We start from the raw sequence: 26,082 nt of genomic DNA, 5'->3' as shown, positions 1-26,082 counted from the left end.
GGATGCGCCGGCCGAGCCCCCTGCCGCCGCCGCCCGCGGAATCGTCGCCCGCCCGACGGACCACCGAGAAGCCGGCCGCCGCGCGCGAACCCACCGCCCCGGTCATCCCGCTCCTTCCGGGCGAGGAGCGGTGGAGCCCCGCCCGCCCGTCCGCGCCGACCGCTCCGGAGGACGCCGGAACCCCTGACCGACTCGGTCTGCGCGACGTGTGGCGCGCCTCCCGTGCCCGCCGGCGGGCGCTCCGCGCCGAGGTGCGCCGGTTCACGGTGCGCCAGCGCCGCCGGCGGATGCTGTGGATCGGTGCCGCCGCGGCGGTGGCGCTGCTCGTCCTGGGCACGGTGGGTGCCGCCTACAGTCCGCTGTTCGCCGTGGAGCGCATCGAGGTCGCCGGGACGAGCACGCTGGATGCGAACGCCGTCGCGGAGGCCCTCGACGACCAGCTCGGCACGCCGCTCCCGCTCGTGGACGACAGTGCCGTGAAGGCCGCGCTCGTGCGCTTCCCGCTCGTGGAGTCCTACACGCTCGAGGCGCGCCCGCCGCACGACCTCGTCGTACGTATCGTCGAACGCACCCCGGTGGGGGCGATCGGATCCGCCGCCGGCTACACGGTCGTGGATGCCGCGGGCGTCGCGCTGTCGACGACCCCCTCGGCGCCACCGGGTCAGCCGGTGCTCACCATCACCGGCGGCGTGGGGTCGGCGGCGTTCCAGGCGGCGGGGCGGGTCATGCGGTCGCTGCCCGACGCGATCCGGATGCAGGTGACGGCGGTCTCGGCCACCACGGCCGATGACGTCACGCTGACCCTGGGCGCGACCGAGACGACGGTCGTGTGGGGGAGCGCCGACCGATCCGCTCTCAAGGCCCTCACCCTGGAGCGCGCGATGCAGGGCCGTCCGCCTGCCGACACGAGCGTGTACGACGTCTCCTCCCCGTCGGCCATCGTGGTGCGCTGACGCTTTATCCGCGGGTTGTGGCGACACGCCGCGTCGCTCCGGCTGACGCCGCGTCCGCCACCTACGTTCGGAATCAGGAATTGCATACCCAGCAATTCTTTAACCCTCTAGATGAGGTTTAAGGTTCGGGATATGGAGGCCGGCATGAGCCAGAACCAGAACTACCTCGCCGTGATCAAGGTCGTGGGAGTCGGCGGTGGTGGCGTCAACGCCGTCAACCGCATGATCGAGCTCGGCCTGCGCGGCGTGGAGTTCATTGCGATCAACACGGACGCTCAGGCGCTGCTCATGAGCGACGCCGACGTCAAGCTCGACGTCGGACGGGAACTCACGCGCGGCCTCGGTGCCGGCGCCGACCCCGAGGTGGGTCGCCGCGCCGCAGAGGACCACGCGGAAGACATCGAAGAGGCATTGGCCGGCGCCGACATGGTGTTCGTCACGGCCGGCGAGGGCGGTGGCACGGGCACCGGTGGCGCACCGGTCGTCGCACGCATCGCCAAGTCGATCGGCGCGCTGACCATCGGTGTCGTCACGAAGCCCTTCTCCTTCGAGGGGCGTCGCCGCCAGCAGCAGGCCGAGACCGGCGTCTCCAAGCTCAAGGAAGAGGTCGACACCCTCATCGTGGTGCCGAACGACCGGCTCCTGGAGATCAGCGACCGCGGCATCTCGATGATCGAGGCCTTCGCCACGGCCGACCAGGTGCTCCTGGCCGGTGTGCAGGGCATCACCGACCTCATCACTACGCCGGGTCTCATCAACCTCGACTTCGCCGACGTCAAGTCGGTCATGCAGGGTGCGGGATCCGCGCTCATGGGCATCGGCTCCGCGCGCGGCGCCGATCGCGCGATCAAGGCCGCCGAACTGGCGGTCGAGTCCCCGCTGCTGGAGGCGTCGATCGAGGGCGCCCACGGCGTCCTGCTGTCGATCCAGGGCGGCTCGAACCTCGGCATCTTCGAGATCAACGACGCCGCGCAGCTGGTGAAGGAGGCCGCGCATCCCGAGGCCAACATCATCTTCGGAACGGTGATCGACGACACTCTCGGCGACGAGGTGCGGGTCACGGTCATCGCGGCAGGCTTCGACGGCGGAGAGCCGTCGCTGCGTCTGGATGCCGTGGGTGCTGCCCAGCGGCCGGCAACGCCCGTCCTCCCGCCCCTGCCGCTGCCCACCGAGGAGACCACGCCCTCGGCGCCGGTCGCCGAGGAGGAGCGCGTGCGCGAGTCGGTGCCGGTCGCTGCCCGCCATCCCGAGCCTGCCTACGACTCGGCATTCGGCGACGACGACCTGGACATCCCCGACTTCCTGAAGTAGGAGTCCTCAACAGCGGTGGCGGGTCCGGCATGCCCCGGGCCCGCCACAGCGTTTCCGGGAGGAATCGTGGACCGCGAACTGGCCGACCGTCTGGCCGCCGTCGATGAGCGGATCGCCGCATCCGCCCGGGCCGCCGGGCGCGATCCCGCGGAGATCACTCGCATCGTCGTGACGAAGTTCCACCCGGCCGCCCTCGTGCGCGACCTGTACGCGCTGGGCGTGCGAGACGTGGGGGAGAACCGTCAGCAGGAGCTGACGGCGAAGGCGGCCGACTGGACGGCGCTGACCGACCTGCGGTGGCACTTCATCGGGCAGGCGCAGACCAACAAGGCCCGGGCCATCCGTGCCGTGGCATCGGCGGTGCACTCGATCGACCGTGCGCGGCTGGCCGACGCCCTGGATGCGGCGGCCCCGGACCCGGCGGACGTCCTGGACGTGCTCGTGCAGGTGAACCTGACCGACGATCCCGGTCGCGGCGGTGTCGAGCCGGCGGCGGTCCTCGGCTTGGCCGAACACGTGGCTGCGCTGCCTACCCTGCGCGTCCGGGGGGTCATGGCCGTCGCTCCGCTGGACGAGGAGCCCGAGCGCGCCTTCTCGCGGCTGCGTGCCGCAGCGGACGCCGTGCGCAGCGTGGCACCGGAGGCGACGTGGATCTCGGCCGGGATGACCGGAGATTTCCCCGAAGCGATCGCAATGGGCGCGACACACCTGCGGATCGGCTCGGCAATCACGGGCCCGAGGCCCGTGCGCGGATAGCCTCGGAACAGACGAGCGAACGGAGGATGCGATGTCGAACCCGCTCAAAAAGACCATGGTGTACCTGGGCCTCGCTGACGAAGAGGAAGCCTTCGACGAGCCGGCGACGCAGCCTTCGAGCCGCAAACCGCAGGCTGTCGAGAAGGCCGCACCGGTGACGCCGATCCACCGCCCCTCGGTGGTGCGTCAGCCGACCCCGGGCCCGATCAGCGAGATCCTGACGGTGCACCCCAAGCAGTACCGCGACGCGCAGGTGATCGCCGAGAACTTCCGCGAGGGCGTTCCGGTCATCATCAACCTGTCGCAGATGAGCGACGCCGACGCGCGCCGCCTGATCGATTTCGCCAGCGGCCTGTCCATGGGGCTGTACGGGCGGATCGAGCGGGTCACGAGCAAGGTGTTCCTGCTGTCCCCGGAGAACATCGCCGTATCCGGCGACGGTGCGCTTGCGCAGGGGGACCCCGAGTCCGTCGCGTTCGCTCAGCCGTAACCGACCGTGGACGTGCTGCGCCTGGTCGCCACGATCCTCAACGGGCTGCTCTTCCTGTACGTCATCGTGCTGCTCGTGCGACTCGTGCTCGAATACATCCCGATGTTCAACCGGTCGTGGCGACCGCGCGGTGGGGCACTGATCGCGGCCGAGGTCGTCTATACGGTGACCGACCCGCCGATCCGGCTCTTCCGTCGCTTCATCCCGCCCTTGCGTGTGGGGCCCGTCGCCATCGACTTCGCCTTCGCGTTGACGATGCTGCTGTGCTTCCTCCTGCTGGGGATCACGCGCTCGATCGCCGGAGGCTGACCGACCCCCGGCTCGACCGCAAGGCTTCGACAGCCTGCGGAGCCGCCGACTATGCTTGCTCGAAGCACGCACGGCCCGGAGCGCCGTCAGAACCCCGGCCCGAGACCAGCTCTCGAAAGAGGAATCACCATGCCATTGACCCCTGATGACGTCGTCACCAAGCAGTTTCAGCACGTCCGGTTCAAGGAAGGCTTCGACCCGGACGAGGTGGACGACTTCCTCGACGAGATCGTCGTCGAGTGGCGTAAGGCCCTCGCCGAGAACGAGGAGCTGAAGGCCCGGCTCGCCGCCTATGAGTCCGGTGAGCAGCCCGTCGCCGAGCCGCGCGCGGAAGCACCGGCCGAGCCGGTCGTCACCGACGTCCCCGCGCCCACCCCGGTGGCCGCACCCGTCTCCTCCGCGGACCCGGCCTCGACGTCGGCGGGCATCATCGAGCTGGCCCAGCGCCTGCACGACGAGCACGTCGCCGAGGGCAAGGCGCAGCGCGACCAGCTCATCTCCGAAGCCCAGTCCCGCGCGGCGGCCATCCTGGCCGAGGCCGAGGCGAAGGGCCGCGACGAGATCGCGCGCCTGGAGAAGGAGCGCGTCGCGCTGGAGGGCCGCATCTCCGAGCTGAACGCGTTCGAGCGCGACTACCGCGCACAGCTGCGCAGCTACATCGAGGGCAAGCTCCGCGACCTCGATACGACCGCAACGCCGTCCGGATCCACCCCGGTCTCGGCGATCGGGCTCTAGGCCCGCTCGGTGCGCAGCCGAGCACCCCTGCATAAGGCGGCGGCCGGCATCCTCATCGCGATCCTCGCGGTGACGGTGCTGGCCGCCGACCAGTTCACGAAGTACCTCGCCATTGCGAACCTGCCTCCCGAGGAGCCGGTTCCCGTGCTCGGCGAGTTCCTGCAGTTCTACCTGGTGCGAAACCCCGGCGCGGCGTTCTCGCTCGGGCAGGGTGTCACGTGGGTCTTCACGATCGCGCTGGCCGTCGTCGCCGTCGTCATCGTCTGGCTCGCCGTGACACGCGTGACCTCCCGCGCGTGGGCGGTGACCCTCGGACTGCTCCTGGGCGGCGTCCTCGGGAACCTCACCGACCGGCTGCTGCGGTCACCGGGATTCCCCGTAGGACACGTGGTGGATTTCATCTCCACGCCCTGGATGATGCCGGCCATCTACAACGTCGCCGACATCTTCATCGTCACGATGATGATCGCCGTGGCGCTGCTCGTCCTCATCGGGCTGCGCCTGGACGGCACGCGGGAGACCCGTGCCGCCGCCGGGGATGACGCCGCCGGGGATGACGCCGCCGGGGATGACGCCGTCCGGGATGACGAGGAGCCGGGCGCGGTCGCCGATCAGACCGACCCCGGGCCGACGCCGCGCTGATGACGGAGTCACGGAGTCTTCCCGTCCCCGACGGGCTCGACGGCACCCGGGTGGATGCCGCGCTGGCCAAGATGCTCGGATTCTCCCGCACCTTCGCCGCGGAGGTGGCCGACGCGGGGGGCGTCGAGCAGGACGGACGGACGGTCGGCAAGTCCGACCGGCTGCACGGCGGCGCGTGGCTCCAGGTGACGTGGACGGCCAAACGCGAACCCGAGATCGTGCCCGTCGAGGTGCCGGGCCTCGGCATCGTGTACGACGACGACGACATCGTCGTGGTGGACAAGCCCTCGGGGGTGGCGGCGCATCCGTCGATGGGCTGGGAGGGGCCCACGGTGCTCGGCGCACTGGCGGGGGCCGGGTTCCGCATCTCCACCAGCGGCGCCGCCGAGCGGCGCGGGATCGTGCATCGTCTGGACGTCGGGACGAGCGGGCTCATGGTGGTGGCGAAGACCGAGCACGCCTACACCGTCCTCAAGCGGGCGTTCAAGGAACGCGAGGTGGAGAAGATCTACCACGCCGTCGTGCAGGGCCACCCCGATCCCCTCGCCGGCACGATCGATGCGCCGATCGGTCGTCATCCCACGCACTCGTGGAAGTTCGCCGTGACGCCCGCCGGCAAGGACTCCGTCACCCACTACGAGACCCTCGAGGCGTTTCCCGGCGCTTCCCTGCTGGAGATCCACCTCGAGACGGGGCGGACGCACCAGATCCGCGTCCACATGGCCGCGCACCGGCATCCCTGTGTGGGCGACCCCCTCTACGGGGCCGACCCGACGCTGTCGGCCCGCCTCGGCCTCACCCGCCAGTGGCTGCACGCCCGCCAGCTGTCCTTCGCACACCCCGAGACGGGGGAGTGGTCGACGTTCACCTCCGAGTATCCCGCCGACCTGGCCCGCGCCCTGGAGATCCTCCGCGCCGACTGACCGCGTCTGGGCGTTCCGCTTCGTCGGAGCATTTCGCCTTCGTCGGAGGATCCTGCGCGCATCCTCCGACGCGCGCAGCATCCTCCGACCTCGGTGGGGACAGTGTCGGGGAAGGCGGCACACGGCGATCAACCGTGGACGTACGCGCCGCGAGGTCGTTCGACGTGGTTGCGACGAGAAGGTCGACCTCACGATGGCCTATGTCGGGAGGAAGCGGCTGTTCCAGAAGGCCGCGGCACCCTCGCGGCGCCCCGTGTCCCAGCTGGCGGTTTTCCTCGGGTGCGGATGCGTCGGACTCCGTAGCGCCCGCGGCCCGCGCATCCGCCCCGTCGCCGGCGGCTCGCGCGTCGGAGGACGGCACCGTCGTCGGAGGATGACGGGTGGATGCTCCGACCTCGATGCGATCCTCCGACCGCGGGCCGCGCATCCGCGCTAGCGGCCGCCGGAGAAGGTCGCCGGGTCGTCCTCGGCCATCGCCAGGGCGATCCGGCGGACGTGCTCGTGGGCGACATCGGTCAGCTCGCCCAGGCCGTAGAAGCCGACCTCGGTCACCTCGCCGTCGGCGGGATGCGGCTCACCCGAGATCCAGTCGCAGCGGAACACGAGATCGAGGTAGTCGACCTGGTCGCCGTTGGCGTAAGTCATGCGGGGGATCTGGTGGACGAGGGCCAGGCGGGTGGCGCGGACGACGACTCCTGCCTCTTCGAGGCATTCCCGTACCGCGGTGTCGGCGGGTTCCTCGCCCGGTTCGACGATGCCCGAGACCGGCGCCCACCGACCGTTGTCGGTGCGCTTGCCCAGCAGCACCTTCTCGTCGCGGAACACGACGGCCGTGACCCCGACGAGGGGGAGCGGGGCTTGCCCGATCTTCTCGCGCAGGGACAGGACGAATTCGGGGGTGGCCATGCGTCCACGGTAGCGGGGGTGGGGACCGAGCCGGTCCCCACCCCCGATCCGGCTCAGCTCAGGCGTCGCCTCCGGCGCGCCGTCAGGAGCACGGCTCCGACGACGAGCAGCGCGGCGGCGGCGGTGAGGCCGACGAGCGCGAGCGCTCCGCCGCCGGTGGCGGCGAGACCGGACGCGATGGCTCCCACGCCGCCCTCACGCTCGTCCGTCACCGGGGTGTCCGCGGGGATGACCTCCACGGTGACGCTCGAGGTCAGGCCGTTCACCGTCGCCGTGATCGTGTGCGGGCTCGCCTGCGGGAAGCTGACCGTGTTCCCCGAGAAGACATCCGTCGCCACGGAACTGGTGAGAACCGCCAACGACGTGACATCACCGAGGCTCTCGCCGTCGGCGTCGAAGCCCTCGACCGTCGCCGTCAGAGTGCCGCCCTGCGGCACCGACGGGGCGCTCATCTCGAGTTCGATCGACGCGATGCGTTCGGCGACGGTGAGCCACCGCGCATAGGCGGTGGTGCTGGCCGTCAGCGGCGACGAGAAGTCGAACGGCGTGGTGAGCGCGGCATCCGCGTACCAGCCGCCGAAGCCCAGGCCGTCGGCGGTCGGGTCGGCCGGGGCCGTCGGCGCGCTGCCGTACGCGACCTCTTGGGCGGCTGGTGCCGTCCCCTGACCGCCGACGTCGAAGCTCAGGGTGACCGGCGCCGGAGCTCCGAACGCGCCCGAGCGTGCGGCGGCGTCGAGGCCGCCGACCACCGGCAGAACGAGGGAACTGCTCGTCGCGTCGATCGTGACGGTGGCTCCCGGGGATCCTGCGACGAACCCGGACATGTTGGTCGTCAGGACCAGGCCGATGCGGCTGCCGGCGCGGAACGTGTAGTCGTACGGCTCCAGCGTCCAGTCGAATCCGTACATCTGCCCGGGGACCACCGGCGTCGCCTGGCCGTCGACCAGGGTGTCGCGGTTGGATGAGTCCAGCACGCCGCGTGAGACGCGCCAGAAATCGGTGGTGGCCGACCGTCGCTCCACCTCGAGGTAGCACGCGTTGTCGAACGCGCTGGCGCCACCCCAGCAGGTGCGCGTGGCGAGGTTCTGCACTCCGTCCCCGGTGCCACGGGGTGTCCGGGCGGCGGTGCTGTAGTCGACCAGCAGCGCGCCGAGATTCGTCTGCTCCTGGCTCAGCGACGCGTCGAGGCGGACGGTGGGGGTGCCGGAGATGCGCAGGTCCTGTTCGAGCGGCTCGGACAGCATGACCAGCCGGGAGGACTGCTGACCCTCGGGGCCGGTGATCAGCGCGGTTTCGTTCGGGCTGTTGCCGGGGCCGGTGAAGGCGATGGTGGTCGCTCCCTCCGTCGGCGCCAGGGCGAGCGAGCCTTCCGTCCCCGGCTGCCCGGTGACATGGACATCGACCTGCTCGGCACCCGGCGCGGGCCAGGAGACCTCGTCCAGGTAGACGGCGGGGTCGGATTCGACCGTGGACTGCGGCTCCGACATGATGCCGTTCTCCAGGCCGTACAGCCAGTAGTCGAACCAGCGGTGCAGCGTGTCGACCCATACCTCGCGGCGGAAGTCGAACGGATCGACGTGACCCACGCGCGGCAGCCATACCTTCCGCGGGACGTCGCTGGCGCCCAGGGCGTCCCAGTACTCGGCGAATTGACTCATCCGCACGTTGTCGTCATTCAGGCCGTGCACGGCGAACACGGACGCGCGCACCTTGTCCGCGTCGGCGCGGTAGTCGCGCTCCTGCCAGAACGCGTTGATGTCGCCGGTCTCGTCGCCGTCGATCGCGTTCATCTCGTCCCGGGTCGGCGCGCACACCGCGCGACGATCCTCGTTCGTGACGTTGCTCGACAGGCTCGCGGGATAGTCGGTGTTGTGCCGGATGCCGTTGGTCCGCGAGTAGCGGTACCACTCGCTGATGGCATCGATCGGGACGATCGTCGAGAGCCCGTCGACGCCGGTGGCGGCGACGCCGTTGGCGAGGGTGCCGTCGTAGGACTTGCCGATCATGCCCGCCCGGCCGTTGTGCCAGTCGGCGGTGACGGGGTCGCCCGCGGCGTCGAATCCGGGGACGCGGCCCTGCAGCCAGTCGATGACGACCTTCATGCTCGCGATGTCGCCGGAGCCGCCGTGCAGGGGGCAGCCGGTGGAGAACCCCGTGCCGTTCATCTGTGCGTGGATGACGGCGTACCCGCGGGGGACGAAGTAGTTGTCGTAGAACAGCGGGAACAGATCGGTCACGCCGTCGCCGTCCTGATCCGACAGCTTCTGCGATTCGTTACCGCGCCCGACGGTGGTGAAGTACGGGCTGGGGTCGATGATGGCGGGTACCGCGAGCGTCGCGGGGTCCACGTCCGGACGGACGATGTCGATGGCCGTGCGGTCGGTCACCCCGTCGCGGTCCTGGTCGACGCCCTCGACGGGGATGTACACGCGCTCACGGATCGCTTCGGCGTACTCGAAAACCGGCTGCGTCGACGTTCCGACGATGGGGGTGGGTGCGGGCACGGGCGCGGCGGTGGCAGCCGTGGCCGGTGCCACGAGCGTGGCGGCGATGCCGACGGCGATGGCCGCGGCGGTGATCCTGCGGGGGACAGTGCGTCGATGTGGCCGCGCGGGGGGCGCATTTCGTAATAATTCCATAACCAATTCATAACGCCGCGCCGGGGCGCCGATGTCCCCGCAGCGCCCCTCTGCGGAAACGTGACCAGACCGTTATGTTCGCCGGTCGGGCGTCACGAAACCGTAACCGGTCACTGAAGAACGCGTCGCTGCCCGTAACACGACGCAGGGACAATGCGCGCGCGCGGCGAGCGCGTTGCGGAGCAGCCCGTGTCCGAGGGCGCTCGTAGACTCGATGCGTGGCATCCGACTCCTTCGCTCACCTGCATGTCCACAGCGAGTACTCGATGCTCGACGGCGCCGCGCGTATCGGCCCGATGGTCCAGGAGGCCGTCCGGCAGGGCATGCCGGCGATCGCGGTGACCGATCACGGCAACACGTTCGCGGCGTACGAGTTCTACAAGACCGCGAAGGATGCCGGAATCAAGCCGATCATCGGCATCGAGGCGTACGTGACCCCGGGTACCCACCGCGCAGACAAGGCGCGCGTGCGCTGGGGCACGCCCGAGCAGAGCAACGACGACGTCTCGGGTTCGGGCGCCTACACGCACATGACCCTGCTGTCCGAGACCACCGAGGGGATGCACAACCTCTTCCGCCTCTCCAGCAGGGCCTCGATCGAGGGCTACTACTTCAAGCCGCGCATGGACCGCGAGCTGCTGCAGACCTACTCGAAGGGGCTCATCGCGACCACCGGTTGCCCCTCAGGGGAGGTGCAGACGCGGCTGCGGCTCGGCCAGTACGACGCGGCGCGTGCCGCGGCGGCCGAGTTCCAGGACATCTTCGGCAAGGAGAACTACTTCGCCGAGATCATGGATCACGGGCTGTCGATCGAGCGTCGGGTCATGAGCGATCTCCTGAAGATCGCCAAAGACCTGAACATCCCGCTCGTCGGCACCAACGACCTGCACTACACCCACCAGCACGACGCCACGAGCCACGCGGCGCTTCTGTGCGTGCAGTCGGGGTCCACGCTGGACGACCCCAAGCGGTTCAAGTTCGACGGCGACGGGTACTACGTGAAGTCTCCCGCCGAGATGCGGCAGATCTTCCGCGACCACCCGGAGGCCTGCGACAACACACTGCTGATCGCCGAGCGCTGCGACGTCGAGTTCAACACCTCCGCGAACTACATGCCCCGCTTCCCGGTCCCGGCCGGAGAGACCGAGGAGTCGTGGTTCATCAAGGAGGTCGAGAAGGGGCTGGAGTTCCGTTACCCCGACGGCATCCCCGCCGAGGTGCGCACGCAGGCCGAATACGAGACCGGCGTCATCACGCAGATGGGCTTCCCCGGTTACTTCCTCGTGGTCGCCGACTTCATCAACTGGGCCAAGGACCACGGCATCCGGGTCGGCCCCGGCCGTGGCTCGGGGGCCGGGTCGATGGCTGCCTACGCGATGCGGATCACCGACCTCGATCCGCTGCGGCACGGCCTCATCTTCGAGCGCTTCCTCAACCCCGATCGCGTGTCGATGCCCGACTTCGACGTCGACTTCGACGACCGTCGCCGCGGCGAGGTCATCCAGTACGTCACCGAGAAGTACGGCGACGAACGCGTCGCGCAGATCGTGACCTACGGCACGATCAAGGCGAAGCAGGCCCTCAAGGATGCCGGCCGCGTGCTGGGTTTCCCGTTCAGCATGGGGGAGAAGCTCACCAAGGCGATGCCCCCGGCCGTGATGGGGAAAGACATGCCGCTGGACGGCATGTTCGACAAGGAGCACCCGCGCTTCAAGGAGGCCGCGGAGTTCCGGACCCTCATCGAGACCGACACCGAAGCCAAGACGGTCTTCGACACCGCCGTCGGCCTCGAGAACCTCAAGCGTCAGTGGGGTGTGCACGCGGCGGGCGTGATCATGTCGAGCGAACCGCTCATCGACATCATCCCGATCATGCGCCGCGAGCAGGACGGCCAGATCGTCACGCAGTTCGACTATCCCGCGTGCGAGTCCCTCGGCCTCATCAAGATGGACTTCCTCGGGCTTCGCAACCTCACGATCATCAACGACGCCGTCGACAACATCGAGGCCAACCGCGGCGAGAAGCTCGTCCTGGAAGACCTCCCGCTCGACGACGCGGACTCCTATGAACTGCTCTCCCGCGGTGACACGCTCGGGGTGTTCCAGCTCGACGGCGGCCCGATGCGGTCGCTCCTGCGGTTGATGAAGCCCGACAACTTCGAAGACATCTCGGCCGTCATCGCGCTGTACCGCCCCGGGCCCATGGGGGCGAACTCCCACATCAACTACGCGCTGCGCAAGAACGGCCAGCAGGAGATCACGCCGATCCATCCCGAGCTCGAAGAGCCGCTCAAGGAGATCCTCGAGGCCACCCACGGCCTGATCATCTATCAGGAGCAGGTGATGGCCATCGCCCAGCGGGTGGCGGGGTTCTCGCTCGGCCAGGCCGACATTCTCCGTCGCGCGATGGGCAAGAAGAAGAAGTCGGAGCTGGACAAGCAGTACGAGGGCTTCCACGGCGGCATGGTGGAGCGCGGCTTCGGGGAAGCGGCGATCAAGGCTCTGTGGGACATCCTCCTCCCGTTCTCCGACTACGCCTTCAACAAGGCGCACTCCGCGGCGTACGGACTGGTCTCCTACTGGACGGCCTATCTGAAGTCCCACTATCCCGCCGAGTACATGGCGGCGCTGCTCACCAGCGTCGGCGACTCCAAGGACAAGATGGCGGTCTACCTGAACGAGTGCCGCCGCATGGGGATCCAGGTGCTCCCACCCGACGTGAACCAGTCGATCCGGTATTTCGCCGCCGTCGGAGAAGACATCCGCTTCGGCCTCGGCGCGGTACGCAACGTCGGTGCGAACGTCGTCGACGGGATCGTCGCGGCGCGGCAGGCGGTCGCCTTCACCTCGTTCCATGACTTCTTGGCCAAGGCGCCGTTACACGTGGCGAACAAGCGCACGGTGGAATCGCTCATCAAGGCCGGCGCTTTCGACTCGCTCGGGGCGACGCGCCGGGCGCTTCTGGAGATCCACGAGGACGCGACCGAGGGGGCCGTGCTCGACAAGCGGCGGGAGGCCAACGGCGAGGTCGGTTTCGACTTCGACTCGCTGTGGGACGAACCGCAGCTGGACGCCAAGGTGCCCGACCGGCCGGAGTGGACCAAGAAGGACAAGCTCGCCTTCGAGCGCGAGATGCTCGGTCTCTACGTCTCCGACCACCCGCTGGCCGGCCTCGAGGTCTCCCTCGCCAAGCACGCGTCCACCAGCATCCACGACCTGCTCTCGTCCGACGACGTGCAGGACGGCGACCAGGTCACCATCGCGGGACTGGTCACCAGCGTGCAGCACCGCGTCGCCAAGCAGAGCGGCAACCCCTACGGCATGATCACCGTCGAAGACTTCAACGGCGAGGTCACCGTGATGTTCATGGGGAAGACCTACCAGGAGTTCTCCCCGGTCCTGCAGGCCGACGCCATCCTCGTGGTCCGCGGCAGGGTGTCCCGGCGCGATGACGGTCTGAACCTGCACGCCCAGTCGGCGTTCTCGCCGGATCTGGGGTCGATGGATGACTCGGGCCCGCTGGTGCTGTTGATGCCCGAGCAACGCGCCAGCGAAGACCTCGTGAGCGAGCTTCTCCAGACTCTGCACCGTCACCGCGGCGACACCGAGGTGACGCTCAAACTCCACAAGGGCGGCACCGCGAAGGTGTTCGACGTCCCGCATCCCGTGCGGGTGACCGCCGATCTGTACGGCGAGCTCAAGGGTCTGCTCGGCCCGAACTGCCTTGGCTGATGTGCCGGATCTGCGTAAGCCCTGTCAATGCACCGGCGCCTGCCTGGGATGCGTCGGCGACCCTCGGTAGGATCGTCCCCGCCCCCTTGAGAGGAACATCGTGACTGACGCCGAACTGGACGACACCACCATCGCCCGCGCCCCCGCTGCCGACGACGCGGCTCGCACCGCCGCCGAGCACGACGCGGCTCGCACCGCCGCCGAGCACGACGAGGCTCCGACCGCCTCCGAGCAGGAGACCCCGCCGCAGTACGGCGTGGGTCCGTTCTCGATCCGCGAGGTCGCCCTCGTGGGCGTCTGGCTCGTGGCCTTCATCGTCTCGTTCTTCCCGCTCAACATCGTGGAGGGCAACGCGCGGCCGCTCTTCGGTGGCGACAACGTGTGGGTGTCGGGCCTGTCCTGGATCGCGACGATCGGCCTGCCGACCGTCGCCGTGTTCCTCCTGGTCCTCCGTCGCCTCTCTCCCGAGGGCATTCGCCGAGTGGGGTCCCTCGCCATCGACCAGTTCGCCTCGGTCGCCTTCTCCGTGGCGGCGCTGGTCTGGCTCACCGAGCTGTGGGAGACGATCGCGATCGTGATGGAGACCGGGTTCTGGACCCGCTCCTGGGTGGTGTGGGTCGAAGTCGTGCTCATGCTCGCCGGCGTCGTGCTGACCGTCTTCGCGCCGATCATCCCGGTGCTGGAGCAGGACTTCCAGGGCCGTCGCGAAACGCCCGCGCACCGCAATGCCCGCCCCGTCCGGCCGGTGACCCAGCGCCCCGCGCGCGAGCGGCCTGCGCCTGCCGCTGCCCCTGCTCCCGTCGAGGCCGCAGCCGTCCCCTCCGGGGCACCGCAGACCACGGCCTACGACACCGGTGCGTACGGCACCGGTGCGTACGGCACCGGTTCCGCCTCACCGGCCCCCTCGCCCGCCGGTACGTCCGGTGACACCGGTTCGTACGACACGGACGTCTTCGCCCCTCTCCGCGAGGAGCCTGCCGCGCAGGAGCCTGCCGCGCAGGAGCCGCAGACGCGCGAGTGGTCGATGGCGGACGAGACCGTCACCTCCGCGCAGGCCGCTCCGCCGCAGGTGCAGGCGTTCTGGGCGCTCGTTCCCGTCGAGCGCGACGTGGTCGACGACTACGGCAACCCGCTGTTCCGCATCGGTCCCACCGCGTGGGCGCTGGTGATCGAGGACCGCGGTGAGGTCTTCGTCATCCGCCACGAGGACGGCCGGGTGGGCTACCTCCACGACGTGACCGGGGTCACGCGCGGCTGAGCCGCCGGTAGCCTGGACGGATGCTCCGCACCATCGACCTGCGCGGTCGGAATCTGACGACGGCCGATCTCCTCGACGCCGTCCCGCGTGCCGTCGCGGCCCGTGACGAGGCTCTCACGACGGCCGCGGCGATCGTTGCCGACGTGGCACAGCGCGGCGAGACGGCGTTGCGCGAGCAAGCCGAGCGGTTCGATAGGGTCTCCGGCCACGACGTGCGCGTCCCGGCGGAGCAGCTGTCCGAGGCCGCCGCTTCGCTGAGCCCGGCCGTGCGCGCGGCGCTGGAAGAAGCCATCCGCCGCGTCCGGGATGCCTCCGCGGCGCAGGTGCCGCCGCCGGTGACGACCCACCTCGGCCCCGGGGCGCTCGTCACCCAGCGGTGGCAACCGGTGCGCCGGGTGGGCGTGTACGTGCCCGGGGGGAAGGCGGTCTACCCCTCGAGCGTCGTGATGAACGTGGTGCCCGCCCAGGTCGCCGGGGTGGGGGAGGTCGCGCTGGCCTCGCCGCCGCAGCGCGAGTTCGACGGGCGTGTGCACCCCGTCATCCTCGCCGCGGCGCACCTGCTGGGCATCACCGAGGTCTACGCGATGGGCGGCGCCGGGGCCATCGGCGCGTTCGCGTACGGGGTGGCCTCCCTGGGGCTGGAGCCGGTCGATGTCGTCACCGGGCCCGGCAACAACTTCGTCGCGGCCGCCAAACGCGCCGTCGCCGGTCGGGTGGGCACGGACGCCGAGGCCGGCGCGACCGAGATCCTCGTCGTCGCCGACGACAGCGCCGATCCGGTGCTGGTCGCCGCCGACCTCGTGAGCCAGGCCGAACACGACGAGCAGGCCTCCGCGGTCCTGGTGACCGAGTCGCCCGCGATGGCAGCGGCCGTGGCGGATGCGGTGGCCGAGCGCGCGGCGCAGACCCGTCACACCGCGCGGGTGCGCGCAGCGCTGACCGGTCCGCAGTCCGCCATCGTCCTGGTGGACGATCTGGACGGCGCCGCCGCGTTCAGCAATGCCTACGCCCCGGAACACCTCGAACTGCACCTGGCCGACCCCCGCCCCGAGTTGTTCGTCCACGCCGGCGCCGTCTTCGTGGGGCCCTACTCGCCCGTGAGCCTCGGCGACTACCTGGCCGGAAGCAACCACGTGCTGCCCACGGGCGGGCAGGCGCGATACGCCGCGGGGCTCTCAGCGGCGACGTTCCTGCGCCCGCAGCAGGTGATCGAATACGACCGCGACGCCCTGGCAGCGGTGCGCGAAGGGATCGTGGCCCTCGCCGAGGCGGAGGCGCTGCCCGCGCACGGCGAGGCGGTCGTGGCGCGTTTCGCCCCCCGGCAGGCCCAGGAACCGCGCGAGGACTGACGTCGTCGCGTAGTCTGTCGATGCCATGCACTGCCCGTTCTGTCGCCACCCCGACTCCCGCGTCATCGATTCCCGCACGAGCGACGACGGTCTCAGCATCCGTCGCCGCCGTCAGTGCCCCGAGTGCGGGGGCCGCTTCTCGACCGTGGAGACGGCCAGTCTCAACATCATCAAGCGCTCCGGCGTCATCGAGCCCTTCAGCCGCGAGAAGGTGATGGCGGGAGTGCGGAAGGCCTGTCAGGGCCGACCGGTCACCGAGGCCGACCTGGCGATGCTGGCGCAGAGCGTCGAGGAGACCGTGCGTCAGACCGGCGCCTCGCAGATCGAGGCGAACGAGATCGGCCTGGCGATCCTCGGGCCGCTGCGCGAGCTGGACGAGGTCGCCTACCTCCGCTTCGCGAGCGTCTACCAGGGGTTCGAATCGCTCGAAGACTTCGAGTCCGCGATCGGGCTGCTGCGCGCCGATCACTCCGCCCGCCGAGCCGCCGACGAACCGGCCGGCGTCGCAGAGTAGCGCTCCGTCCCGGGGGGCCTAGGCTGGCGGGGATGTACCCGCTGCTTTTCCGCCTCGTACTGTCGCGGATCGACCCCGAACGTGCGCACCACCTGGCCGTCCCGGTCATCCGCCTCCTGGGAGTCCCCCCGTTCTCATGGGTGGCTCGGCGCTTCACCGCACCCCGCCCAGGGCTGCGCATCGAGGCGCTGGGCGAGACGTTCGACTCGCCCTTCGGCGTCGCCGCGGGTTTCGACAAGGACGTGCGGATGGTGCCGGGGCTTCACGCTCTCGGCTTCGGGCACGTCGAGGTCGGCACGGTCACCGCGATCCCGCAGCCGGGCAACCCTCGCCCCCGGCTCTTCCGCCTCGTCGCCGACCGCGCCGTGGTGAACCGGATGGGGTTCAACAACGGCGGGGCCGAGGCTGCGGCCCGGCGCCTCGAGCGGCTGCGGCGGCGGCGCATCCGCCCGGTCATCGGGGTGAACATCGGCAAGAGTCGCGTGGTCGAAGTCGCAGAGGCCACCGCCGACTACGTCCGCAGCACGCGGCTGCTCGCGCCGCTGGCCGACTATCTCGGGGTGAACGTCTCGTCACCGAACACGCCGGGTCTCCGCGGGCTCCAGGCGCTCGACACGTTGCGCCCCCTGCTGACGGCGGTGCGGGATGCCGCGGGGTCGACCCCCCTGCTGGTGAAGATCTCACCCGACCTCGACGACGATGAGGTGCAGGCGATCGCCCGCCTCGCCGTGGACCTGGGACTCGCGGGGCTCATCGCCACGAACACCACGATCTCGCGCGAGGGTCTGCGCACGCCGCCGGCGATCGTCGCGGCGGCGGGGGAGGGTGGCCTGTCCGGCGCCCCGCTGAAGCTGCGCGCGATGGCCGTGCTGCGCCTCGTGCGCGCCGTGGTGCCGCCGGAGTTCGTCGTCATCTCCGCCGGCGGGGTCGAGACCGCCGCCGATGTGCGGGAGCGCCTGGACGCCGGCGCGACCCTCGTGCAGGGCTACACCGCGTTCCTGTACCGCGGCCCGCTCTGGGCCCGCCAGATCAACCGCGGCCTCTGACGCCCCTCCGCTCCACGCACGACGCCCCTCCGCTCCACGCACGACTCGGGTCCGCGAGACCGCAGCCTGCCGACGAGAGTGCGACATAATGCCGCTGCCTCGTCGGCAGCGTGCAGTCTCGCGGTCGGGCCGCGGGCGGCCCGGGCGGTCAGGCGGGGTGCTGGCCGCGCTTGACCTGCGGCTTGGGGAGACGCATGAAGCGCATCTGGACCGTCCGCATGGCGGAGTACCACCCGAGGCCCTTCTCCATGCGGTCGGCACCGAACTTCTCCCGGGCGGCGCGCTTGACGCGGATCGACGTGATGATCATGTCGCCGATGACGAAGAGGACGAAGATCCACAGGGCGACGAACGCCCAGTACTGGAACATCGGCACGGGGATGATGGTCGCCACGATCACGAGCACCATGAAGGGCATGACGCCCTCGCCCAGGTGCCAGCCCGAGTCGACGAAGTCACGCGCGAAGCGCCGCTGCGGACCCTTGTCGCGCACCGGCAGGTAGCGGTCGTCCCCGGCCGCCATCCCCAGCCGCGCCTTCTCGCGGCGCGCTGCCAGCTCGGCGCGAGCGCGGGCCTTCGCCTCCTTGGTGTCAGCGACGAGCGGGCGCTTGCGTGCGGCCTCCCGCTCGGCACGCGTCGGAGTCGCACGTCCCTTGCCCGAACGGGCAGGGTCGACGGGGGCGTCGTTGGACGCGGGGACGGGGGTCTTGGCCACGGGGAACCTCGGCAGACAGTGGATGGGGCTCTCTAAGATTACTCGCATGACCCCCGAACACTCCCGCAGAGATGCTGTGCGCGCAGCCGCAGCATCCGTGATCCCCTCCGCACTGGCCGATCTCGGGTCCCTCGTGCGCATCCCCTCCGTCGCGTGGCCCGCCTTCGACCAGGCGCAGATCGCCCGCAGCGCCGAGGCGGTGGCGGAACTCTTCCGCGGACTGGAGTTCTTCGACAGCGTCGAGGTGAAGACCGCCGCGATCCCCGGCACCGACGAGCACGGGCAACCGGCCGTCCTGGCCACCCGCGCCGCCCGCAACGGCCGGCCCACGGTCCTGCTGTACGCCCACCACGACGTGCAGCCCGCCGGCGACGAGGCGCTGTGGGAGACGCCCCCCTTCGAGCCGACCGTGCGCGACGGCCGTCTGTACGGCCGCGGGGCCGCCGATGACAAGGCCGGGGTCATGGCTCATGTCGCGGCTCTTCGCGCGCTGATCGAGGCGCTCGGGCGGGACGTCGACCTCGGTGTCGCCGTGTTCATCGAGGGTGAGGAGGAGTACGGCTCGCGCTCATTCGGCCAGTTCCTCGCCGACAACGCCGACGCGCTGCGCGCGGACGCGATCGTCGTGGCCGACTCGGGCAACTGGGACGAGCGCACCCCGGGTCTCACGGTGTCGCTCCGGGGGAATGCCCGCTTCACCCTGCGGGTGCGGACCCTCGACCACGCGTCGCACTCCGGGATGTTCGGGGGAGCGGCGCCCGACGCCATGCTCGCGACCGTGAAGCTCCTCGCGACCCTGTGGGACGACGAGGGCGCGGTCGCCGTGCCGGGACTTTCGATCCGGGATGCGGCGACCCCCGAGTACACCGAGGAGACGTTGCGGGGCGAAGCCGGGCTGCTCGAGGGCGTCACGCCCATCGGACGCGACGCGATCCTCAGTCGCATCTGGAACCAGCCCTCGATCACGGTCACCGGCATCGACGCGACCAGCGTTGCCGCCGCATCCAACACCCTGGCGCCCGAGATCACGGTCGTGGTGAGCGCCCGCGTGGCGCCCGGCCAACCCGCCGTCGAGGCGTTCGAGGCGATTCAGGCGCACCTGCGAGAGCGCGCGCCCTTCGGTGCCGAGCTGACCTTCTCCGACGTCGACTGCGGCGACGGCTTCCTCGTCGACACCGGCGGGTGGGCCGTCGAGGACGTGCGCCGGGCCTTCGAAGAGGGGTACGGCGTCCCGAGCATCGACGTCGGTGTCGGCGGGTCGATCCCCTTCATCGCCGACCTCGTCCGCGAATTCCCCGAAGCCCAGATCCTCGTCACGGGCGTGGAAGACCCCAACTCGCGTGCACACAGCCCGAATGAGTCGCTGCACCTGGACACCTTCCGGCACGCGGTGGCCGCCGAGGCGCTGCTCCTGGAGAGCCTCGACGCGCGCACCGTGTGAGACGCGCGGATGCGGCGGCGGGGCGCGCTCGCGCCGGGCGGCGTAGAATCATCGTGTCCGAACCGCGACGCGCTCCGATGAAGAGGGGGATGTCATGACCGACACCGCGCTGTCCACCGACCAGACCGTCCGCGAGCACGGGGTCGGGCTCACCGACGCCGCCGCTCTGAAGATCAAGAACCTTCTCGACCAGGAAGGGCGCGACGACCTCCGTCTCCGCGTGGCCGTGCAGCCCGGCGGATGCTCCGGGCTCATCTACCAGCTCTACTTCGACGAGCGCTACCTCGATGGTGACAAGGCCGTCGACTTCGGCGGCGTCGAGGTCATCGTCGACGACATGAGCGTGCCGTACCTGGACGGGGCGACCATCGACTTCAAGGACACCATCTCGGAGCAGGGGTTCACGATCGACAACCCCAACGCTGCCGGCAGCTGCGCCTGCGGCGACAGCTTCCACTGATCTGACGCGGCCCGGGCCGAGCCCGGACCGACACGCCAGAACCCGCGGTACGCGAGCGACTTTCGCCTCGTCCCGCGGGTTTTCGCGTTTTCGCGGCTGAGCGGTTGTCCTGAGAAGCATGAGAGCTTGCCCTAGACTGAACGAGCAACATTCACGTCCGGAAAGGTGCACCGTGCCCTCGAAACGCCGCCTCCGCTGGGCCTTCCTTCCGGTTGGGATCGCCACGGCAGCAGTGCTCGCCGGCTGCAGCCCGACCCAGCTCCACGGCTACCTGCCGGGGTTCCAGGAAGACGGCGTCCCCACCACGAACCGCGTCGACATGGTCGCCGGGCTGTGGGTCAACTCCTGGATCGTGCTTCTGGTCGTGGGCCTGGTCACCTGGGGGCTCATGCTCTGGGCCGCCATCGCGTACCGCCGTCGTAAAGGCCAGTCGGGCCTTCCGGTGCAGCTGCGCTACAACATGCCGATCGAGATCTTCTACACGGTCGTGCCGCTGATCCTCGTCGTCGGATTCTTCGCCTTCACCGCGCGCGACCAGGACATCCTCGAGGACCAGTACGAAGACCCCGAGGTGTCGATCACCGCCTACGGCAAGCAGTGGGCATGGGACTTCCAGTACAACGGCGAGGCCGAGGACGCCTCCGACGCCGTGTGGACCATGGGCGTGCAGGCCGTGCCCGAGGGCGACGGCACCGTCGACCAGGACGCGCTGCCCACCCTCTACCTGCCGGTGGACAGGACGGTGCAGATCGAGCTGCAGTCGCGCGATGTCGCGCACTCCTTCTGGGTCATCGACTTCCTGTACAAGAAGGACATGTACATCGGGCGCGACAACTACTGGTCGTTCACGCCCACCCGCGAGGGCACCTACGCCGGCAAGTGCGCCGAACTGTGCGGCGAGTACCACTCCGCCATGCTGTTCAACGTCAAGGTCGTCAGCGACGCGGAGTACGAGGACTACCTCGACACGCTCCGCGCCTCGGGACAGACCGGTGACATCGACGAGGCCTATGACCGACTCCGGGGCAACACCGGGTTCGGCCGCGCCGAGGAAGGTTAAGCGAGCATGACCACCACGCTTCCGCCGAAGGAATCGGCGCCCGGCCGCCCGACGACGATCCCGCCCCGCCAGGCGGCGCTGCTGACCACGTCCCGCGTCGAGCACAAGGGCAACATCGTCGTGAAGTGGATCACCTCCACCGACCACAAGACGATCGGTTACCTGTACCTCATCTCCTCGGTGATGTTCTTCATGCTCGGTGGCGTGATGGCGCTGATCATCCGCGCCGAGCTGTTCGAGCCGGGCATGCAGATCCTGCCGACCAAGGAGCAGTACAACCAGCTGTTCACCATGCACGGCACGATCATGCTGCTGATGTTCGCGACGCCGCTGTTCGCCGGCTTCGCCAATGCGATCCTCCCGCTGCAGATCGGTGCTCCCGACGTCGCCTTCCCGCGACTGAACGCTTTCGCCTTCTGGCTGTTCCTGTTCGGCTCGCTCATCGCGATCTCCGGCTTCCTGACCCCCGCTGGTGCTGCCGGATTCGGTTGGTTCGCCTATCAGCCGCTCGCCAATGCCAGCTTCTCGCCAGGCGTCGGGGGAAACCTCTGGATGCTGGGCCTCGGCATGAGCGGTTTCGGCACGATCCTGGGTGCCGTGAACTTCATCACCACGATCCTCACGATGCGCGCGCCCGGCATGACCATGTGGCGGATGCCGATCTTCACGTGGAACACGCTGATCACCAGCATCCTGATCCTGCTGGCCTTCCCCGTGCTGGCCGCCGCCATCCTGGCCGCCGCCAGCGACCGCGTGCTCGGGTCGCACATCTACGACCCCGCTGCCGGCGGCGTGCTGCTGTGGCAGCACCTGTTCTGGTTCTTCGGTCACCCCGAGGTGTACATCATCGCGCTGCCGTTCTTCGGCATCGTGTCGGAGATCTTCCCCGTCTTCAGCCGGAAGCCGATCTTCGGGTACAAGACGCTGGTCTACGCCACGATCGCGATCGCGGCCCTGTCGGTGTCGGTGTGGGCGCACCACATGTACGTCACCGGTGCGGTGCTGCTGCCCTTCTTCGCCCTGATGACGATGCTCATCGCCGTTCCGACCGGGGTGAAGATCTTCAACTGGATCGGCACGATGTGGCGCGGGTCGGTGACCTTCGAAACTCCGATGGTCTTCGCCCTCGGCTTCCTGATCTCGTTCGTCTTCGGCGGCCTCACCGGCGTCATCCTCGCCTCACCGCCGCTGGACTTCCACCTGTCCGACTCGTACTTCGTGGTGGCCCACTTCCACTACGTCGTGTTCGGCACGGTCGTGTTCGCGATGTTCGCCGGGTTCTACTTCTGGTGGCCGAAGTGGACGGGGCGGATGCTGAACGAGCGGCTCGGCTACGTGCACTTCTGGATGCTGTTCATCGGCTTCCACATGACCTTCCTCATCCAGCACTGGCTGGGCGTGGACGGCATGGTGCGCCGCTACGCGGACTACTCGCCGCAGGACAATTGGACGTGGGAGAACCAGGTCTCCACCGTGGGTGCGATGATCCTCGGTGCTTCGATGATCCCGTTCCTGCTGAACGTGTGGATCACGGCGCGCAAGGCGCCGAGGATCACGGTCAACGACCCGTGGGGCTACGGCGGCTCCCTGGAGTGGGCGACCTCGTCGCCGCCGCCCCGCCACAACTTCACGTCGATTCCGCGCATCCGCAGTGAGCGCCCCGCGTTCGACCTGAACCACCCCGAGGCCGGCATCCCGGTCGGTGTGGGCCCGGCCAAGGACGCGCCCGACGCACCGGTCGTCGACGCCGCCGAGGGGGAGGTCAAGTAATGCGCGCCAACGCGAACCTGTGGTGGCTGCTGTCGGTCTTCTTCCTGATCGTCGGGATCGTCTACACGGTATGGGCGATCATCTTCTACTCCGGCGATGTCGTCACCCGCATCGAATGGGTCGGCACGATCGCCCTGATCTTCGCGGCACTGATGTCGGCGCTGATCGCGTTCTACGTCCAGCGCGTCCACCGCGCACAGGGCGGGGAGCTGCCCGAAGACACCCTCACCGCCGACATCGACGACGGTGACCCGGAGATCGGCGAGTTCAGCCCGTGGTCGTGGTGGCCCATCGTGCTCGCGTTCTCGGCGGCGATCGCAATGATCGGTCTCGCCGTGGGCACCTGGATGATGCCCATCGGGCTCAGCATCTTCGTCGTCGCCATCGTCGGCTGGGTGTTCGAGTACTATCGCGGATATTTCGCGCGCTGAGCGGCGAGTGCCGATCCGACTGAGAGCGGCTGCGGTGTCCGACATCGGGCCGCACCGTTCGACGAACCAGGACGCCGCCTTCACTGCGTCCTGGGGCGCGGCGGTGGCCGACGGCGTCGGTGGTGGGCCGTCGGGCGACCTGGCCTCGGCAGCCCTCGTCCACCGCCTCGTGGCCGGGGCGCCGGGCGCGTCCGATGCGGAGGCGTTGCTCGTCCGCATCCGCGAGGCCAATTGGGACCTCCGGGCCCATGTGGTGCGCGATCCGTCACTGCAGGGCATGTCGACGACCTTCACCGGTCTCTTCGTGGCGCACAGCGGCTCGATGCTCGTGGCGCACAGCGGCGACTCACGGGGGTACCTGCTGCGTGACGGGTGGTTCACCCGGGAGACACGGGATGACTCGTACGTGCAGGCGCTCGTGGACCACGGTCTGCTCGCGCCGGAAGCGGCCTCGACTCACCCGCGACGCAACATCATCACGGCTTCCCTCGGCGGTGGCGAGAACGATGTGGTCTCCGTCAGCGAGCGCACGGCTCTCGCCGGCGACCGCTGGCTGCTCTGCAGCGACGGAGTGACCGATTACATCCCTGAGCCAGAGGTGGCCGCGCTGCTGGGCGCGGGGGAGAGCCCGCGCCAGGCTGCCGCCGACCTCGTCGCGTTCGCGCTCGAGGCCGGCTCCCTCGACAACGTGACGGCGGTGGTGTGCGACATCATCGAGGACGACTCCGAGGCCTCTCCGCCGGTGTTCTCCGGGTCGGCCGCACGCTATTTCGCCGAAGACGTCGAGACGGCCTGAGCCGTCGTGCCGATCCGGCGGCCCGCGGCGCGGTACCAGTCGGCGCAGAAGATGACGATGATCGCCACCTCCACCCAGGCGCCCGCGTAGTACATCAGCTGCGCTCCCTCCCGGGCTTGGGCCACGGGAACCCCCTCGGGGGGATACGCGTAGAGGTATTTCGCGAGCACGGCGTGCGAGGCGATCGCCGCCATGAGCACCGCGGCGAGCACGGTGCGGCGCGCGCGGTGCGGGCGAGGATCTCGGCCGATCACAGCCGCGGTGAAGAGGTAACCGGCGGCAAGGAGGTGAGCGTGCACCACCATGTTCAGGAGCGGATCGCCGTGCATCGCGGGGAACAGGGGAGTGAGGTAGAGCACCCACAGGCCGCCCGCGCTGAGCACCGCGGCGAGGAGGGGCTCGGAGACGAGGCGGGCCGGCCAGGAGCGCAGCATCCGTGACAGCCGTCGCGCCGGGGTGAGCGGCAGAGACCGCAAGGCCAGTGTGACGGGGGCTGCGAGCACCAGCAGAACGGGAGCGGCCATTCCCGCAGCCAGGTGCCCCCACATGTGCACGACGAAGTCGTTCCGGGCTGCCGCCGCCACCGGGCCCGTGACGGAGAGTGCAGCGAGAGTCACGCCTGTGACCCACGCGAGCACGCGCCAGATCGGCCACTCCCGGCCTCTTCGTCGCGTCGCGAGAGCCGCGGTGAGGTAGATCGTCACCGCGAACGCCGACAGAGCGACGAGCAGCACATCGAGGAACCCGGTTCCGCCGCCGGCATGGACGTGCGCGGTGACGGCCTCGCTCACGCCGCCTCCGCGTACGCGAGGGCGCGGCGTCGGCCGGTTCGCGCTACGACCACGATCCCCGCGATCAGGACAAGGGCCGCCGAGATGTTCCAGGTGAGGTCGTACGGCAGGAGGTCCTCGACGTAGCGGATCTGGTGGATGCGCCATACCTTGTGCTGGAGCAGCCCGTCATACAGCTGGAAGGCGCCGGCTCCTACCAGCACGCCGCCGGCCCACCGCGTCGCCCACAGGGCGTTACGGCGACGGAGGTCTGTCAGGAGGAAGAGTCCGCCGATCGTCGCGAACCAACTGAATGCATGGAAGAGGCCGTCGGAGACCAGGCCGATGTCGGTGGTACTGCGGTCGTAGAAGTGGTGCCAGTGCAGCAACTGATGAAACACGGCTTCGTCGACGAACGCGATCAGGCCGACACCGAACAACGCGCCCGACCAGGCGTTCTGTGACGACCGGTCAGCGCGTGATGCCCACGAAGGACGCGGCGTCGTCGGGCGGCGGGCGGATGCAGGAACGGTCATGGTCCCAGCCTCGGCTGCAGCCCCGGGTCGGTGACACGGGGTGGACAGCGCCGCGGGGCGCCGCTACGACGAGAGTGCGGGGGAGTGCACCACCATGACGAGGGGATCGAAGGTGCGGCTCAGTGGTCCGTCGTCACCCTCGGACGGCTGCCCTTCCCGCACCCAGTATTCGTATCCGCCGATCATCTCCCTGACGTCATAGCCGAGCTGGGCGAACTCGAGTGCGCCCTTCACGCCGGCGTTGCACCCGGGGCTCCAGCAGTACACGACGACCGGCACCGCCGGATCGAGCTCCCGCGGCGCCCGCTCGGCGATCTGCCGGTAGGCATGTGGACGGCCCCAGGGATGCGTCCCTGCGCCCACGCATCCTGCCCCCGCACATCCACGAGGACGAACGCGTCACCCGCCTTCTGCGCGGCGTACACGTCGGACGGGTCGGTCTCGGCGGCGAGGCGGGCACGGAAGTACGCGGCACGGTCGGTCATGGCATCAGGCTACGGGAGACGTGTCGTCGCGCGGAACCTGAGAGAGCCGTCGGTCG

At 69.6% G+C, this 26,082-nt stretch carries 24 protein-coding genes and 1 pseudogene; 19 read left to right on the top strand and 6 right to left on the bottom strand.

Annotation, left to right across the window (positions count from 1 at the left end; all coding sequences use genetic code 11):
• The first annotated feature begins 2 nt into the window (after window positions 1-2).
• The 8 genes from AC2DGY_RS10005 to AC2DGY_RS09970 all read left to right on the top strand — a co-directional run bounded on the left by AC2DGY_RS10005 (window position 3) and on the right by AC2DGY_RS09970 (window position 6,119).
• A complete protein-coding gene (locus AC2DGY_RS10005) occupies window positions 3-953 on the top strand; it encodes an FtsQ-type POTRA domain-containing protein (protein WP_484509542.1) in 951 nt (316 codons plus the stop codon).
• 144 nt (window positions 954-1,097) lie between these two features.
• Window positions 1,098-2,264 carry a cell division protein FtsZ gene (gene ftsZ / locus AC2DGY_RS10000; protein ID WP_484509541.1) on the top strand — a complete coding sequence of 389 codons (1,167 nt, stop codon included), beginning with the start codon at window positions 1,098-1,100 and terminating at the stop codon, window positions 2,262-2,264.
• Between the two features lie 66 nt (window positions 2,265-2,330).
• On the top strand, window positions 2,331-3,020 hold the full coding sequence (locus AC2DGY_RS09995) for a YggS family pyridoxal phosphate-dependent enzyme (RefSeq protein ID WP_484509540.1): 690 nt from the start codon (window positions 2,331-2,333) through the stop codon (window positions 3,018-3,020).
• Between the two features lie 31 nt (window positions 3,021-3,051).
• Window positions 3,052-3,510 (top strand): cell division protein SepF, encoded by a 459-nt coding sequence (locus AC2DGY_RS09990; RefSeq protein ID WP_484509539.1) that lies wholly within the window; start codon window positions 3,052-3,054, stop codon window positions 3,508-3,510.
• Window positions 3,511-3,516: 6 nt separating this feature from the next.
• Window positions 3,517-3,819 carry a YggT family protein gene (locus AC2DGY_RS09985; protein WP_484509538.1) on the top strand — a complete coding sequence of 101 codons (303 nt, stop codon included), beginning with the start codon at window positions 3,517-3,519 and terminating at the stop codon, window positions 3,817-3,819.
• Between the two features lie 129 nt (window positions 3,820-3,948).
• On the top strand, window positions 3,949-4,554 hold the full coding sequence (locus tag AC2DGY_RS09980) for a DivIVA domain-containing protein (RefSeq protein WP_484509537.1): 606 nt from the start codon (window positions 3,949-3,951) through the stop codon (window positions 4,552-4,554).
• A gap of 9 nt (window positions 4,555-4,563) precedes the next feature.
• The gene (gene lspA / locus AC2DGY_RS09975) at window positions 4,564-5,196 is read left to right on the top strand and encodes a signal peptidase II (protein ID WP_484509536.1); all 633 of its coding nucleotides are present in this window, start codon (window positions 4,564-4,566) and stop codon (window positions 5,194-5,196) included.
• Complete coding sequence (locus AC2DGY_RS09970) at window positions 5,196-6,119, top strand: RluA family pseudouridine synthase (protein ID WP_484509535.1); 924 nt, start codon at window positions 5,196-5,198, stop codon at window positions 6,117-6,119. The genes lspA and AC2DGY_RS09970 overlap by 1 nt, the downstream gene beginning before the upstream one ends.
• 432 nt (window positions 6,120-6,551) lie before the next feature.
• On the opposite strand, the gene AC2DGY_RS09965 is transcribed toward AC2DGY_RS09970, so the two are convergent.
• A complete protein-coding gene (locus AC2DGY_RS09965; protein ID WP_484509534.1) occupies window positions 6,552-7,025 on the bottom strand; it encodes an NUDIX hydrolase in 474 nt (157 codons plus the stop codon).
• Window positions 7,026-7,078: 53 nt separating this feature from the next.
• Window positions 7,079-9,664, bottom strand: coding sequence for a CocE/NonD family hydrolase (locus AC2DGY_RS09960; RefSeq protein ID WP_484509533.1), 2,586 nt, complete (start codon window positions 9,662-9,664; stop codon window positions 7,079-7,081).
• Window positions 9,665-9,930: 266 nt separating this feature from the next.
• On the opposite strand from AC2DGY_RS09960, the gene dnaE reads away from it, so the two are divergent.
• The 5 genes from dnaE to AC2DGY_RS09935 all read left to right on the top strand — a co-directional run bounded on the left by dnaE (window position 9,931) and on the right by AC2DGY_RS09935 (window position 17,562).
• On the top strand, window positions 9,931-13,395 hold the full coding sequence (gene dnaE, locus AC2DGY_RS09955) for a DNA polymerase III subunit alpha (protein ID WP_484509999.1): 3,465 nt from the start codon (window positions 9,931-9,933) through the stop codon (window positions 13,393-13,395).
• 100 nt (window positions 13,396-13,495) lie between these two features.
• The gene (locus tag AC2DGY_RS09950; RefSeq protein WP_484509532.1) at window positions 13,496-14,653 is read left to right on the top strand and encodes a hypothetical protein; all 1,158 of its coding nucleotides are present in this window, start codon (window positions 13,496-13,498) and stop codon (window positions 14,651-14,653) included.
• A gap of 20 nt (window positions 14,654-14,673) precedes the next feature.
• Window positions 14,674-16,002 carry a histidinol dehydrogenase gene (hisD, locus tag AC2DGY_RS09945; protein WP_484509531.1) on the top strand — a complete coding sequence of 443 codons (1,329 nt, stop codon included), beginning with the start codon at window positions 14,674-14,676 and terminating at the stop codon, window positions 16,000-16,002.
• A 25-nt stretch (window positions 16,003-16,027) separates the two neighbouring features.
• Window positions 16,028-16,516: a transcriptional regulator NrdR gene (gene nrdR / locus AC2DGY_RS09940; protein ID WP_484509530.1), complete on the top strand. Its 489-nt coding sequence runs from the start codon at window positions 16,028-16,030 to the stop codon at window positions 16,514-16,516.
• A gap of 32 nt (window positions 16,517-16,548) precedes the next feature.
• Window positions 16,549-17,562, top strand: coding sequence for a quinone-dependent dihydroorotate dehydrogenase (locus AC2DGY_RS09935; RefSeq protein WP_484509529.1), 1,014 nt, complete (start codon window positions 16,549-16,551; stop codon window positions 17,560-17,562).
• Window positions 17,563-17,710: 148 nt separating this feature from the next.
• Here the strand turns inward: AC2DGY_RS09935 and AC2DGY_RS09930 are convergent, their stop codons facing one another.
• Window positions 17,711-18,277, bottom strand: a complete 567-nt coding sequence (locus AC2DGY_RS09930; protein WP_484509528.1) for a DUF3043 domain-containing protein — start codon at window positions 18,275-18,277, stop codon at window positions 17,711-17,713.
• A 46-nt stretch (window positions 18,278-18,323) separates the two neighbouring features.
• On the opposite strand from AC2DGY_RS09930, the gene AC2DGY_RS09925 reads away from it, so the two are divergent.
• The 6 genes from AC2DGY_RS09925 (at window position 18,324) to AC2DGY_RS09900 (ending at window position 24,235) form a co-directional block, all read left to right on the top strand.
• Window positions 18,324-19,718, top strand: coding sequence for a M20/M25/M40 family metallo-hydrolase (locus tag AC2DGY_RS09925; protein ID WP_484509527.1), 1,395 nt, complete (start codon window positions 18,324-18,326; stop codon window positions 19,716-19,718).
• Window positions 19,719-19,812: 94 nt separating this feature from the next.
• Window positions 19,813-20,178, top strand: coding sequence for a HesB/IscA family protein (locus tag AC2DGY_RS09920; protein WP_484509526.1), 366 nt, complete (start codon window positions 19,813-19,815; stop codon window positions 20,176-20,178).
• Between the two features lie 172 nt (window positions 20,179-20,350).
• Window positions 20,351-21,238, top strand: coding sequence for an aa3-type cytochrome oxidase subunit II (gene ctaC / locus AC2DGY_RS09915; protein WP_484509525.1), 888 nt, complete (start codon window positions 20,351-20,353; stop codon window positions 21,236-21,238).
• A gap of 6 nt (window positions 21,239-21,244) precedes the next feature.
• On the top strand, window positions 21,245-23,008 hold the full coding sequence (ctaD, locus tag AC2DGY_RS09910; protein ID WP_484509524.1) for an aa3-type cytochrome oxidase subunit I: 1,764 nt from the start codon (window positions 21,245-21,247) through the stop codon (window positions 23,006-23,008).
• Window positions 23,008-23,439: a cytochrome c oxidase subunit 4 gene (locus AC2DGY_RS09905; RefSeq protein WP_484509523.1), complete on the top strand. Its 432-nt coding sequence runs from the start codon at window positions 23,008-23,010 to the stop codon at window positions 23,437-23,439. The genes ctaD and AC2DGY_RS09905 overlap by 1 nt, the downstream gene beginning before the upstream one ends.
• 34 nt (window positions 23,440-23,473) lie before the next feature.
• Window positions 23,474-24,235 carry a PP2C family protein-serine/threonine phosphatase gene (locus AC2DGY_RS09900; protein ID WP_484509522.1) on the top strand — a complete coding sequence of 254 codons (762 nt, stop codon included), beginning with the start codon at window positions 23,474-23,476 and terminating at the stop codon, window positions 24,233-24,235.
• On the opposite strand, the gene AC2DGY_RS09895 is transcribed toward AC2DGY_RS09900, so the two are convergent.
• The 3 genes and pseudogenes from AC2DGY_RS09895 to AC2DGY_RS09885 all read right to left on the bottom strand — a co-directional run bounded on the left by AC2DGY_RS09895 (window position 24,205) and on the right by AC2DGY_RS09885 (window position 25,921).
• Window positions 24,205-25,026: a cytochrome c oxidase assembly protein gene (locus tag AC2DGY_RS09895; RefSeq protein WP_484509521.1), complete on the bottom strand. Its 822-nt coding sequence runs from the start codon at window positions 25,024-25,026 to the stop codon at window positions 24,205-24,207. The two genes, AC2DGY_RS09900 and AC2DGY_RS09895, sit on opposite strands and share 31 nt — an antisense overlap.
• Window positions 25,023-25,541: a DUF2243 domain-containing protein gene (locus AC2DGY_RS09890; protein ID WP_484509520.1), complete on the bottom strand. Its 519-nt coding sequence runs from the start codon at window positions 25,539-25,541 to the stop codon at window positions 25,023-25,025. Before AC2DGY_RS09890 ends, AC2DGY_RS09895 begins: the two co-directional genes overlap by 4 nt.
• 63 nt (window positions 25,542-25,604) lie before the next feature.
• Window positions 25,605-25,921, bottom strand: a pseudogene (locus tag AC2DGY_RS09885) (rhodanese-like domain-containing protein).
• Between the last annotated feature and the right edge of the window lie 161 nt (window positions 25,922-26,082).

Source organism: Microbacterium sp. Z6_144, assembly GCF_057197625.1.
The sequence above is the reverse complement of the archived record's forward strand: the minus strand, read 5'-3'. Positions and strand labels throughout refer to the sequence as shown.

Coding starts and splice junctions, on each gene's coding strand:
- AC2DGY_RS09925 (WP_484509527.1), top strand. CDS start 18,324: ATGACCCCCGAACACTCCCGCAGAGATGCTGTGCGCGCAGCCGCAGCA.
- AC2DGY_RS09905 (WP_484509523.1), top strand. CDS start 23,008: ATGCGCGCCAACGCGAACCTGTGGTGGCTGCTGTCGGTCTTCTTCCTG.
- hisD (WP_484509531.1), top strand. CDS start 14,674: ATGCTCCGCACCATCGACCTGCGCGGTCGGAATCTGACGACGGCCGAT.
- ctaD (WP_484509524.1), top strand. CDS start 21,245: ATGACCACCACGCTTCCGCCGAAGGAATCGGCGCCCGGCCGCCCGACG.
- AC2DGY_RS09990 (WP_484509539.1), top strand. CDS start 3,052: ATGTCGAACCCGCTCAAAAAGACCATGGTGTACCTGGGCCTCGCTGAC.
- AC2DGY_RS09935 (WP_484509529.1), top strand. CDS start 16,549: ATGTACCCGCTGCTTTTCCGCCTCGTACTGTCGCGGATCGACCCCGAA.
- AC2DGY_RS09970 (WP_484509535.1), top strand. CDS start 5,196: ATGACGGAGTCACGGAGTCTTCCCGTCCCCGACGGGCTCGACGGCACC.
- AC2DGY_RS09920 (WP_484509526.1), top strand. CDS start 19,813: ATGACCGACACCGCGCTGTCCACCGACCAGACCGTCCGCGAGCACGGG.
- AC2DGY_RS09965 (WP_484509534.1), bottom strand. CDS start 7,025: ATGGCCACCCCCGAATTCGTCCTGTCCCTGCGCGAGAAGATCGGGCAA.
- AC2DGY_RS09980 (WP_484509537.1), top strand. CDS start 3,949: ATGCCATTGACCCCTGATGACGTCGTCACCAAGCAGTTTCAGCACGTC.
- ftsZ (WP_484509541.1), top strand. CDS start 1,098: ATGAGCCAGAACCAGAACTACCTCGCCGTGATCAAGGTCGTGGGAGTC.
- AC2DGY_RS10005 (WP_484509542.1), top strand. CDS start 3: ATGCGCCGGCCGAGCCCCCTGCCGCCGCCGCCCGCGGAATCGTCGCCC.
- AC2DGY_RS09890 (WP_484509520.1), bottom strand. CDS start 25,541: ATGACCGTTCCTGCATCCGCCCGCCGCCCGACGACGCCGCGTCCTTCG.
- AC2DGY_RS09960 (WP_484509533.1), bottom strand. CDS start 9,664: ATGGAATTATTACGAAATGCGCCCCCCGCGCGGCCACATCGACGCACT.
- nrdR (WP_484509530.1), top strand. CDS start 16,028: ATGCACTGCCCGTTCTGTCGCCACCCCGACTCCCGCGTCATCGATTCC.
- dnaE (WP_484509999.1), top strand. CDS start 9,931: ATGCTCGACGGCGCCGCGCGTATCGGCCCGATGGTCCAGGAGGCCGTC.